This is a genomic window from Erythrobacter sp. CCH5-A1 (genome assembly GCF_001557115.1).
Taxonomy (GTDB): domain Bacteria; phylum Pseudomonadota; class Alphaproteobacteria; order Sphingomonadales; family Sphingomonadaceae; genus Erythrobacter.
The window spans coordinates 19,108-30,185 of sequence record NZ_LSKQ01000230.1 but is presented as its reverse complement, the minus strand read 5'-3'; the positions used below and the strand labels follow the sequence as shown (position 1 = coordinate 30,185).

Genomic DNA, 11,078 nt, shown 5'->3' with positions numbered 1-11,078 from the left:
AGCTTGGAAACTCCACCTTACCAATGAGCCCGGTGGCCACCGAGATCGAAATCGCGCGGGGTGGGGCATGCCCCACCCCGCGCGATCACCTCAATCTACACCAGAAATTACACCACGAGCGCGGACGCTAACAACAGCTGACCATGATCAGCTTGATGGACGACCCCATAGACCGGGCGAGGCATGCAGCACGCGTCGGCAAGATGATGCGCGGATTTCGGCAACAGGGGTCCGAAGATGCGGGCAGGCACCGCAGGCGCAAGCTGCTCGATATCATTGAGACCTTCATGAGAGTCCCGCCGGTGACGATCGATGTTCCGAGGATTGTCTGGCGCGATCTTTACCATGCCGCCGCGAGCATCGCCGCGATGAATGTCGACTGGGACAGCCGCTGCGGCCCGCTCATTGCCGCCTCGAACGACCACCTCAAATGCCGGATCGGATGGACCGCTGCACGCAAGAACATAAGGCGCCTTGCCGAATACGGTCTGATCATCCCCCATTGCCTCGCCGGCAACGGCAAGCGATTTCTTGGGTCACGAAAGAACGGGGATCGCTCTGACGCATCAGGATGGTCGCTGGCCCCGCTATTGCTCCTCGAGGACTACCTCACCGAGTTGGCTGCAACAGAGAAAGCCCTGGCCGAGCAGAATCTAATCCTGCCCAACGAAATTCGAAAGGCGACCAGCAGCGCCTACCGGCTGCTGCGGCCGTTCGAGCAGGGCCACCCTTGGGCTGACAAGGTCCGAAAGAAGCTCGATGCGATCTCTGCGGCGCGGCGCACATGCCAGAGGCGAAAAGGGTCTACCATCGCGATCAGGGTACTGAGCCGGCTCGCCGAGGTCGCAGCGCGGCTCCTTGATCGGTTGTCAGAGCGCATAGCGCTCGCCGAGATTGCGTCACTGACACCTCCCGGGGACACTAGGGTGCGCCGGGATGATCACCATCAATACAGTCCTGAAGAAGCTCTTGAATCTGTATACGGCTTGGCAGAGGGCGCTTGCCGACAGGAACCGCATGAGGTTCAAACCACGTCCGATGCCGACAGGGCGAAGCAAGAAGCAGCCAATGCGTGCAAGAATGCGCTGGTCTCGGCCGACCCGAATGATGTCTACGGGATCAAGCGATCGGGTTTCGTTTGGGCCGACGCCCTTGCCCTCTTCCCTTTCATCGACGGCATGGTCAATATTGGGAGACAACCCGGCCTGAGCGAGCTCCACGCGGTCGCTCGCGTCTGCCAGATAGGTCAGGCTACGACCGCTCGGGCAAGCGCCATACTGGGGACAGAGATCGCACTCCTGTGCGCGCTGATCACCGGGCATCACTTGGCGAGCGGACAAATCCGCAAGACCCCCGATGCATACATGCAGGCGCTGGTGCGGCGCGCCCGCAGCGGTGAGCTCAATCTCGGCCACACGCTGCTCGGCCGCAGAAAGACAGTATTCGGCCAGGGGGATACAAGGGCGTCGAATATGCGTATCTCTGTTCAACCATCGATGCACTAGGCACGACTCATGAAGCACGAAGCCCTTATCGCTTGGACATCGCTCTACATTGGCGTGGGAATGATGGCGCTGATCTGCGCAGTGCTCGCAGTTATCGTCACGGCTGACGACTGGCGGAGTGGCAGGTGGCGACCCACGCACCAAACGGGGCTCCAGAAAGCTCTGGTCATCCCGAAGCTTTGGCTGCGCTGGCAGCTCAACTACCTCAAGGGCACGCCCGTCATCCTCGCGATCAGCGTGTACTATGCGTGGGCTACCGGGTTCTCAGTGTTCTGGGACGTCTGATCCTCCCTCGAATGAGGCAAGCAGTACCCGGCGAAACGGATTGGGCGCGGGAATTGCTGCCGAAGCCAGCGACACGCCGCCGGTCGAATTCGGAATGCCAATCGAGCCCATGATCGTGCGCACATAGTTGCGGGTCTCACGAAACGGCGGGATGCCGCCAAACTGGTCCACGCGTCCCGGGCCAGCATTGTAGGCAGCCAGTGCAAGCTCCCATGTCCCGAAGCGATCGAGCTGCTCGCGCAGATACCGCGCACCGCCGACAAGGTTTTGCCGAACATCCCAAGGGTCGGTGACCCGTAGATATTGGGCCGTGCCAGGCATCAACTGAGCCATGCCCATCGCCCCAGCACTGCTGCGCGCGAAGGGACGATATCTGCTTTCCTGCGCCAGCAAGGCGTCAAACAGAACAACGGGCACGCCGGCATCGCAAGCGACCTCGACGATCAGGTTGAAATAGGCGGTCCGGCGAGCCTGAGCATCGCCGCTGATACCATATCGCGGGAAGAAGCTGCGGGACTGGCAGAGTAGGTCATCCTGCGAAGGGCGGAAGGGTGAAGAAGCAGGGCTCATGAATGATGCACCTGCCCGCATCCACGAAGGAACAGCGGGACGCGCGGCATAGGGATTGATCGTGAAGCTGTGAGGGACCAACTCAAAGTCGCCGTGCAACTCTGGTGAAAACACATCCACTGGAGCCGGAGGCGGTTCCACTGATTGCTCGAGATCGACCGCCCCGCGCAACTGTGGGGCGAGCACAGCGAAGTCCGGTTTTGCCTCTGGCGAAAACACGTCGAGAATGGCTTCGCGCGCCGATGATGGCGTCGGCGTCAAAGCGACCAGCAAAAATAGAAGATTTTTCATGACCACACCTTTCGGCGTGGTTCGGATATCGCCCCACTTTTCTAAATGAACAGGCGGCGCATGGCAATCGCCCAGAATCTGGCATCGCATAGACGAAAACGTCGTTGGCCATCGCGAGCCGTGCCGGAGAAGGTCGGGTCGATCCAAAGGGGAAAGATGGTGAGGCTTAGCTGAGAGGAGCGAATTTATGCTGATTACGCTCAGACCCACCCAGGAGACCATCGACATCGTTGCTGCACTGAAGGGCCGTTGGCACGGTTCCTATGCGATGTGCGTCTGCCCCGCGCACGCAGACCGAACGCCGTCGCTTTCAGTCCGGCAGGGCGAGCGAGGTATTCTGGTCCACTGTTTTGCGGGATGCCGCAGCGAGGATGTCCTGCGCGCAATCGGTCGGACCAAACCGATCCTGAATTCCCCTTCGCCGAGCTACCGTCCAGAAGGAACTGCGCCCAACGTCAGAAGGATCTGGGATCAGGGCACAGAGATCCGCGGGACGCTCGGCGAAGTCTACCTTCGATCGCGTCGACTGCCTGTCGACCTCCCCGACTTACGCTTTCATCCAAGGTGCCCGTTCGGCCGCAAGCCCAGAACCACCTTCCGGCCTGCGTTGCTGGTCGCGGTCAGAACCGGACACCGGATGACGGCGATCCAGCGGATCAGGCTTACGAACGACGGAACATGGCATGAGGGCAAATTCATGCTCGGCAAACCCGGACAGGGTGCTTGGGCTCCACAGTTCGAAGGCAACGTGCTCGCCATTGCTGAGGGCATGGAGGATGCGGCAAGCTATGCTCAGATTAAAGGAGTCCCGTGCTGGGCAGCACTCGGGAATGAGCGTCTCGCGCTGATCAAGGTTCCAGAGCATGTTGGCACCCTTTACATCGCCAAGGATAACGATGACCCAGGACGAACTGCTGCAATGGCGGCAGTTGGATCACACAGCATACCGGAAAGGCAGATCATTCGTGATCCACCGCCAAGGCGTTTCCACGACTGGGCGGAAGTTCAGAGCCATATCCGTTGAATGAACATCAGCATGAGTGTCGGCTGCCGACCACTTTCGGCCGTACAGGAGTCCGATGGCCAACGATAGGTTCAGTGAAAACCCGCCATTCAAATCGAGTGCGCGCGGTTGGTGCGCTCTGGCCGTGCCAATGGCAATGGTGGCGCGGGATGCAGTAATCGTTGATTCAATCTCTGCTCCAAGCGTTATTGGCTTTTCCGATCACTTCAGTTAAGCGAGGAATCGCAAGCCGGACTGTTCCGGCTTTCATTGATCGCGCCGGTGCCTCCGAAAGGGGCTTAATCGGGAATGCGGTGCGGAAGCTTTCTTCCAAATCCGCGGCTGTCTCTGCAACTGTAAGCGGATAGCGCGATGCACATCGCTCCTCTTTGAAGGGGCAGCCACTGGGCCGGACGCTAAATCATGCGAGGTCTGGGAAGGCGTGCATCAAGCTGTGACCCGTGAGCCAGGAGACCTGCCGGCGTCTGGTTGCTCTTGCCTTGGTCCAGAGGATGGCCGCGGCACGGTGAACTCCGTCTGAGCGACGAACGAGCGGCTGGGGCCGCATCGGAGACGTGCGTCGGCCGCCCATGGCGTCCGGCCGCCGCGCGTGTCGCCCGTTCGCGCGGGTTTGCCCTGGCCACGTCGCAAGACGCCGGGGGACTAATTGTGATCAAGACCATCGTTACCAGCAGTGCGCTCGCCGCACTCGTTTTTCCGACTCTCGCTTATGCCGAAGATGCGGCCGAGGCAGGGGACAAGTCCGATATCCTCGTGCTTGGCACCCGCGCCGACGATGCCAACGCGCCCACGCAAACGGGAAGCCGCCTCGGCCTGACCATCTTGGAGACGCCGGCCAGCGTCGAAACTCTGGCCGGAGACGTAATCCGTGCGCGCGGTGACTTGTCGATCGTCGATGCCGTCACACGGGCAACGGGAATTAGCTCCGTCGCCAATCCCGGCAACGGCGGCACCGGCCTTGCCGCGCGGGGCTTCAGCGGGCCGGGCTCCATCATGCAGCTTTATGACAGCGTGCGCCTCTATCCGGGCGCAGGCACCGTCACCTTTCCGACCGATCCCTGGACGGTGGACCGTATCGAAGTGCTGCGCGGCCCGGCCTCGGTACTTTACGGCCAGGGTGCAATCGGCGGGGCGGTCAACGTCATCTCCAAGAAGCCGAACAGCGACCGCACCGAGTTCGAGGCGGAAGCGGGATATGGCTCCCAGAACAGCTGGCGGATCGGCGCGGGCGTGGGTGGACCTGTGAACGAGCTGATCGCCTATCGCTTCGACATCAGCCGCAATCAATCGGATGGCTGGATCGATCGTGGGGATTCGAAGGGCCTGGCGATCTCGGGCTCCGTGCAATTACGCCCCACCGATACGCTGACCCTGACATTGTCGGACGATTACAGCGACCAGGAACCCATGCTCTATTTCGGCACGCCGCTGATCGACGGCAAGCTGGACGATCGCAACAAGCGCCGGAACTACAATGTCACCGACGCCCTGATGCGCTTCAAGGACAACCGGACGACCATCCGGGCGGAATGGGCGCCGAGCGATTCTGTCAGTATCCGCAGCACCGCCTACCGCCTGACCACGCATCGCAAATGGCGTAATCTCGAAAGCTATTTCTGGAATGGCGCTACCGGGAAGATCGACCGGTTCGATTTCTACGGCATTGATCACGATCAGACGCAGATCGGCGCGCAGACCGATGCAACTCTCCGCAGCAACTGGGGCGGACTGAAGAACGAATTGCTGGTCGGGTTCGACATCAACGGCATCAAGTTCAGGCATTCGAACGATTTCGATTCTGACGTGCCGCCGCCCGGTTTCGCCGAGCCGGTCGATCCCTACAGCTTCGATCCGGGCCTCTATTACAATACGTTCGGCGTGCGCCCCCAATATCGCACCCGGACCCGTCAATATTCGCTCTTTGCCGAGGATCGGCTGACGATCAGCGATCGGCTGTCGGTATCTGCGGGGATCAATTTCGACCGTGCCAATGTAAAGCGCTATGTCACGAGTTATGGAGCCGGTGGCACGGCGACCGAGGCCTTGCGGCTCGACAAGACCTTGCACAATGTCACCTGGCGGGTGGGGGCGGTCTACCAGCCAACCTCAGCGCTCTCGCTCTATGGCCAATACGCTACCGCAGTCGATCCGCTCGGTTCCCTGATTACCTTTTCCATTGGTCAGGCAGCCTTCAAGAACACCACTGGCGATCAGGTCGAAGCAGGCGTCAAGGCCAGCTTCCTCGGCGGGCGCGGTCTAGCCACGTTCGCCGCCTATCGGATCGTCAAGAAGAACCTTCTCGCGACAGTTCCGGGCAGCCTTCCGCCGAGACAGGATCAGGTGGGGCAGCGTTCGGCGAAGGGACTGGAAGCCTCGCTGACACTGGATCTCGCTGGCGGTTTCGGGATCGACGCCAACGGCACGATTCTTGACGCGCGTTTCGACGCGTTCCTGAGCGGCGGCACATCGTTCAACGGCAAAACTCCGCCCAATGTGCCCGAAGCAACCGCCAATCTCTGGTTGAGCTACGATGTGACTGCTCGTCTCCAGACGCGCCTTGGATTGCGCTATGTCGGGCGGACCTTCTCGGACAACGCAAATCAGTTCCGTGTGCCCGGCTATGCCGTGGTCGACGGTGGCATCTCCTTCGCGGTGACGAAGAATGTCGCGGCCAATCTGCGGGTCTATAATCTGTTCGACAAGGACTACGCGACCACCACCTATAATGACGAGCAGTGGCTGCTCGGGCGGCCACGCTCGATCGACGTTTCGATCAGCGCGCGGTTCTGACCATGCATGGCGTCACGAAACCGGTGGCGGTGGCACGCCCGCGCAGCCAAGGCAGGCCGCTGCGGGCGCTGCTCCTGCTCCACCGCTGGATGGGTATCGTCATCGGTACGGTGATGACGCTTTGGTGCCTCACCGGGTTCGTGATGCTGTTCGTCGACTATCCCCGATTGCTACCGGCCGGGCAACTGCGGGCCTTGTCCCCCTTTCATTTGCCGGCCGATGGCGAACTGGCGGGTATTACCCTGCCAGCCGATACCGCGCTGGCATCTGCCCGGCTCGAAATGGTTGTGGGCAAGGCTGTGTTGCGGGTCGTACCGGAGAAAGGCGACGGGCGGGCAATCTGGCAGATGCGCGCCTCGCCGCTGAGCTACGACCTCGCAAGCGGCGCCCCGCTGGCACCTCTTTCCCGCCAGGACCTCGCCAAGGTCGGCATGGAATTCGGGCGCAACTTCGGGATCGATGGACTTGTGGCGGCGATAACGCCGATTTCCGTCGATCAATGGACCGTCCAAGCCTTTCGCGCCAACCGTCCGCTCTATCGGGTCGACTATGCCGACGCCGCAGGCTCGAGCGCCTATATCGCTGGCCTGACCGGCGAAGTGGTCCAGAAAACGACCCGTTTCGAGCGCTTCTGGGGTTGGCTGGGCGCGGTGCCGCACTGGCTTTACCCGACGGTGCTTCGGCAGAACCCGGCTGCCTGGAGTCAGGTCGTCATCTGGACATCGCTGACCGGCTGCTTCCTGACCGTCACCGGGATCTGGGTCGGCATTAGCCGATTGAGGCGGGGCAAGGATGGCGCCATAGGCTCGCCCTATCGCGGCCTGTGGTGGTGGCATCATATGGCAGGGCTGGCGTTCGGCCTGCTCGCACTCACCTGGGTCGGGAGCGGCCTGTTCTCGATGAGTCCCTGGGGGCTGTTTGACAGTGATGCAGGATCAGTCGAGCGCCAGCGCCTTGCGGGACTAATGCGCTGGACCGATATGCGGGCCGCGCTGGCCAATCTGAACCGGCTTCCCATCGGTACGGTCCGTGTGGAGAGCGCGCCGCTCGGCGGGAAAACGATGCTTATTGCCATTGCCGCAGATGGACGCAGGGTGAGGATTGATGGTTGGGGCAGGCCGGCGATCCTGACCAGGGCCGATGTCGCTGCAGCCTTGCGGAATGGTCCCCGCGTCGTGTCGCTTTCCCTGCTGTCCGAGGGCGACAGCTATTACTACGCACATAAGGAGCCGGTGCGATTGCCGGTATGGCGCGCGGTGCTGGCTGACCCGCAAGCCACGCACCTTTATATCGACGCGGCGTCCGGCACGTTGCTGCGTGCAGTCGATGGCACGGGACGCGCCGAGCGCTGGCTGTGGAAGGCGCCGCACAGTTTCGATCTGCCCGGCCTGCGCCACAGCGCTCTGCGGTACATCTTCGTCCTGCCCTTGCTTGCGGCTGTCACGCTGGTCTGCGGCAGCGGAGCCTGGATGGGCATGCGCAAGCTTGGCCGCGACTTGCAACGTACCCGGCAAGGTATCCGGCGGCGGCTATCACGCCGCCCTTCCTTCCTTCGATCACGGAGCCAGTCATGATTTCATCTGCCCCTTCGGCTTCCCTGCCCTTGCGCCGACGGATCGGCGCCTTGTTTGCGGGATTGATAGCCGCAAACATCGGCGTTTGGGTCTGGGCATTCAGCCTGTTTCATGCACAGCCGTTGATGCTCGGCACCGCCTTGCTTGCCTGGGGGCTGGGCTTGCGTCACGCCGTCGATGCCGATCATATTGCGGCGATCGACAATGTAACCCGCAAGCTGATGCAGGACGGGAAGCGGCCCATTGCGGTGGGTTTCTGGTTTGCTGTCGGGCATTCCGGGATCATTGCCATAGCGTCGATCATTATTGCGGTGACGGCCAGCGCGTTGTCGCAGTTCGGCACGTTCAAGGAAATCGGCGGCGTGATAGCGACCGTGATTTCCGCGCTTTTCCTGTTCACGATCGCCGGCATGAATCTGGTCATCCTGCGCTCTGTCTGGCGTACTTTTGCGCATGTTCGCGCAGGCGGCAGCTATGCCGAGGACGATCTTGATCTGTTATTGGGTGGGCGCGGTCTGCTTTCCAGACTATTCAGGCCGGTGTTCCGCTTGGTGAACAAGAGCTGGCATATGGCCCCGCTGGGTTTTCTGTTCGGGCTTGGGTTCGATACCGCAACCGAAGTCGCCATTCTGGGCATGTCGGCCAGTCAGGCTGCTGATGGCCTGTCGATCGGGACAATACTGGTCCTGCCGGCCCTGTTCGCCGTCGGCATGGCCTTGATCGATACGGTGGACGGCGTGGTGATGCTGGGCGCTTACGAATGGGCCTTCGTGAAGCCGATCCGCAAGCTCTATTACAACATCACCATCACCCTGATCTCGGCCATTGTGGCGATTGTCATTGGCGGAATCGAAACGCTGGCCCTGATCGGTGACAAGCTGGGCCTTGAGGGTGGACCATGGCGGATCGCCGCTAAGCTGGGCGAAAATTTCAACGGCCTCGGCTTCGCCATTATCGGACTTTTCATATTTTGCTGGCTGGCGAGTTTCGCGATCTACCGCTGGAAGCGTTTCGATGAAATCGAGGTTTCGGTCGGTGCCTGACCGGTCCCGTGTTGATCGTTGCGTCTTGCTCAGGCACGACGACAAGTCCTGCATCGTTTCAGTCGATCTCGACGTGCGTATGCCGCTCGGACTTCGTGTACATCGCGGCGAGCGTGATGCCGCGATTCGGATGCTGATGGCACGTTCCAACGGAACATTCGTTAAATCCAGAAAAAGTTGTGTCTTTGATCCGAATTCCAGGCAGGCTGCGGAATATCTCGTCGATGCCATACGGAAACGGCTTTTCCGGATAGCGTGCAAGCCTGTCAGTCAACGACAGGTCGAGGATATTCTCGGTATCACATCCCGCGAGCGGATACGGTGGGCCAAGGATGGCCGCTTGGCCCGATCGGGAACCGCCAGAATCAAAAGAGGCACAACCGAGATCACGATCTGGACCTATCCTTGCGATGCGATTGAGTATCTGGCCGCCACCCCTGCCGAAATAGGGCGGTGGCGCCAAGAGGACGAAGGCACAACATCATCAATTGGCTTGGCTGGCATTTTCGTCTAGAGCGCGCGGCGAAGGACCGGGGTAACTCGCCCTTCAATGATCGCGCCGGTGCCCCGCAAGGGGCTTAATCGGGAATGCGGTGCGGGAGCTTGCTCCCAAATCCGTGGCTGTCCCTGCAACTGTAAGCGGATAGCGCGATGCACATGCTCCTGAATTCAGGAGCAGCCACTGGGCAGCGCGCAAGCGCCAAGTCTGGGAAGGCGTGCATCAAGCTGTGACCTGCGAGCCAGGAGACCTGCCGGCGCACCGGTCGCTCTTGCCTGATCCAGGGGATGGTCACGGCACGGTAACTCTCCGTCTGAGCGACGAAGCTGTGTGGCTGGGGCTGCACGGGTTGCGTGGTAACGGGTGCTTTGTTGCGCCCGCCCGTTGTCGCGCGCCGACCGGACTTGTCCGGCAAGCCCCGCCGTGTCTCGCTCTGGCGCGCGGAGAAGTTACCATGCCGGATCTATCCAAGGTGCCGGTCACCATCATCACGGGCTTTCTGGGCGCGGGAAAAACCACGCTTATCAGCCACCTGATCCGCAATGCCGGTGGCCGAAGGCTGGCGGTGGTGGTCAACGAATTCGGTACGCTGGGTGTGGATGGCCAGATTCTGCAATCTTGCGCCATTCCAGATTGCCCGGCCGAAAACATCGTCGAGTTGGCCAATGGCTGCATCTGCTGCACCGTGGCGGATGACTTCATCCCCACGGTGGAAAAGCTGCTGGCTCTCGATCCGCGCCCGGATCACATCCTGATCGAGACATCCGGCCTCGCGCTGCCCAAGCCGCTGCTCAAGGCGTTTGACTGGCCAGCGATCCGCAGCCGCATCACCGTGGACGGCGTGCTGACGCTGGCCGATGCCGAAGCGGTCGCGGCAGGCCGGTTCGCGCCCGATGTGGCAGCGCTTGACGCCCAGCGCGGCGCCGATCCGAGCATCGATCACGAAACGCCGCTTTCCGAAGTGTTCGAGGATCAGCTTGCCTGCGCCGACATGATCCTGCTGACCAAGGTTGATCTGGCGGGCCCGGAAGGTGTCGCCGCAGCGCGCGCGATCATCGCGGCAGAGGTTGGCCGCCCCGTGCCGGTGATCGAACTGACCGAAGGCGTGGTCGATCCGCGCGTGATTCTGGGGCTTGATGCCGCAGCCGAGGACGACATTGCCGCGCGCCCATCGCACCACGATGGGGATGATGATCACGAGCACGACGACTTCGACAGTACCGTTATCGAATGGGGCGAAATTGCCGATCCGGCGGCCCTTGTCGCGCGGATCGAGACGCTGGCGCGCGATCACCACATCCTGCGCGTGAAGGGCTATGCCGCCGTGGCGGGCAAGCCGATGCGGCTGCTGGTGCAGGCGGTAGGCGCGCGGGTGCGCCACCAGTACGACCGTCCGTGGCGGCCTGACGAGCCGCGCCGCACCACTCTGGTCGCCATTGCCGAGCACGATCATGTCGATGCAGGCGCCATTCGCGCGGTGCTGCTGGCGTAAGGCGC

9 protein-coding genes and 2 riboswitches are annotated in these 11,078 nt (G+C 61.6%); of the genes, 7 read left to right on the top strand and 2 right to left on the bottom strand.

Annotation, left to right across the window (positions count from 1 at the left end; genetic code table 11):
• The first annotated feature begins 143 nt into the window (after positions 1-143).
• On the top strand, positions 144-1,505 hold the full coding sequence (locus tag AX708_RS13870; RefSeq protein WP_066526073.1) for a helix-turn-helix domain-containing protein: 1,362 nt from the start codon (positions 144-146) through the stop codon (positions 1,503-1,505).
• A gap of 9 nt (positions 1,506-1,514) precedes the next feature.
• A complete protein-coding gene (locus AX708_RS13865; protein WP_066526070.1) occupies positions 1,515-1,790 on the top strand; it encodes a hypothetical protein in 276 nt (91 codons plus the stop codon).
• Here AX708_RS13865 and AX708_RS20945 read toward each other — a convergent pair.
• The gene (locus AX708_RS20945; protein ID WP_066526068.1) at positions 1,770-2,651 is read right to left on the bottom strand and encodes a lytic transglycosylase domain-containing protein; all 882 of its coding nucleotides are present in this window, start codon (positions 2,649-2,651) and stop codon (positions 1,770-1,772) included. The two genes, AX708_RS13865 and AX708_RS20945, sit on opposite strands and share 21 nt — an antisense overlap.
• A gap of 187 nt (positions 2,652-2,838) precedes the next feature.
• Between AX708_RS20945 and AX708_RS20025 the strand changes: the two genes are divergently transcribed.
• The 4 genes from AX708_RS20025 (at position 2,839) to AX708_RS13845 (ending at position 9,082) form a co-directional block, all read left to right on the top strand.
• Positions 2,839-3,675: a toprim domain-containing protein gene (locus AX708_RS20025; RefSeq protein ID WP_082745422.1), complete on the top strand. Its 837-nt coding sequence runs from the start codon at positions 2,839-2,841 to the stop codon at positions 3,673-3,675.
• Positions 3,676-3,917: 242 nt separating this feature from the next.
• Positions 3,918-4,152: riboswitch (cobalamin riboswitch) on the top strand.
• A gap of 171 nt (positions 4,153-4,323) precedes the next feature.
• Positions 4,324-6,465 carry a TonB-dependent siderophore receptor gene (locus AX708_RS13855; RefSeq protein WP_197425894.1) on the top strand — a complete coding sequence of 714 codons (2,142 nt, stop codon included), beginning with the start codon at positions 4,324-4,326 and terminating at the stop codon, positions 6,463-6,465.
• 2 nt (positions 6,466-6,467) lie between these two features.
• Positions 6,468-8,039 (top strand): peptidase, encoded by a 1,572-nt coding sequence (locus AX708_RS13850; RefSeq protein ID WP_066044241.1) that lies wholly within the window; start codon positions 6,468-6,470, stop codon positions 8,037-8,039.
• Positions 8,036-9,082, top strand: a complete 1,047-nt coding sequence (locus AX708_RS13845) for a HoxN/HupN/NixA family nickel/cobalt transporter (RefSeq protein WP_066044243.1) — start codon at positions 8,036-8,038, stop codon at positions 9,080-9,082. Before AX708_RS13850 ends, AX708_RS13845 begins: the two co-directional genes overlap by 4 nt.
• A gap of 58 nt (positions 9,083-9,140) precedes the next feature.
• Here AX708_RS13845 and AX708_RS20550 read toward each other — a convergent pair whose 3' ends face one another.
• Positions 9,141-9,545 (bottom strand): hypothetical protein, encoded by a 405-nt coding sequence (locus AX708_RS20550; protein ID WP_156439082.1) that lies wholly within the window; start codon positions 9,543-9,545, stop codon positions 9,141-9,143.
• 80 nt (positions 9,546-9,625) lie between these two features.
• Positions 9,626-9,854: riboswitch (cobalamin riboswitch) on the top strand.
• 181 nt (positions 9,855-10,035) lie between these two features.
• On the opposite strand from AX708_RS20550, the gene cobW reads away from it, so the two are divergent.
• On the top strand, positions 10,036-11,073 hold the full coding sequence (gene cobW / locus AX708_RS13840; RefSeq protein WP_060979856.1) for a cobalamin biosynthesis protein CobW: 1,038 nt from the start codon (positions 10,036-10,038) through the stop codon (positions 11,071-11,073).
• Positions 11,074-11,078 lie beyond the last annotated feature (5 nt).

Bases quoted from the DNA above. Each gene is read 5' to 3' on its own strand.
- AX708_RS13850 (WP_066044241.1), top strand. From the start codon at position 6,468: ATGCATGGCGTCACGAAACCGGTGGCGGTGGCACGCCCGCGCAGCCAA.
- AX708_RS13865 (WP_066526070.1), top strand. From the start codon at position 1,515: ATGAAGCACGAAGCCCTTATCGCTTGGACATCGCTCTACATTGGCGTG.
- cobW (WP_060979856.1), top strand. From the start codon at position 10,036: ATGCCGGATCTATCCAAGGTGCCGGTCACCATCATCACGGGCTTTCTG.
- AX708_RS13845 (WP_066044243.1), top strand. From the start codon at position 8,036: ATGATTTCATCTGCCCCTTCGGCTTCCCTGCCCTTGCGCCGACGGATC.
- AX708_RS20945 (WP_066526068.1), bottom strand. From the start codon at position 2,651: ATGAAAAATCTTCTATTTTTGCTGGTCGCTTTGACGCCGACGCCATCA.
- AX708_RS13870 (WP_066526073.1), top strand. From the start codon at position 144: ATGATCAGCTTGATGGACGACCCCATAGACCGGGCGAGGCATGCAGCA.
- AX708_RS20025 (WP_082745422.1), top strand. From the start codon at position 2,839: ATGCTGATTACGCTCAGACCCACCCAGGAGACCATCGACATCGTTGCT.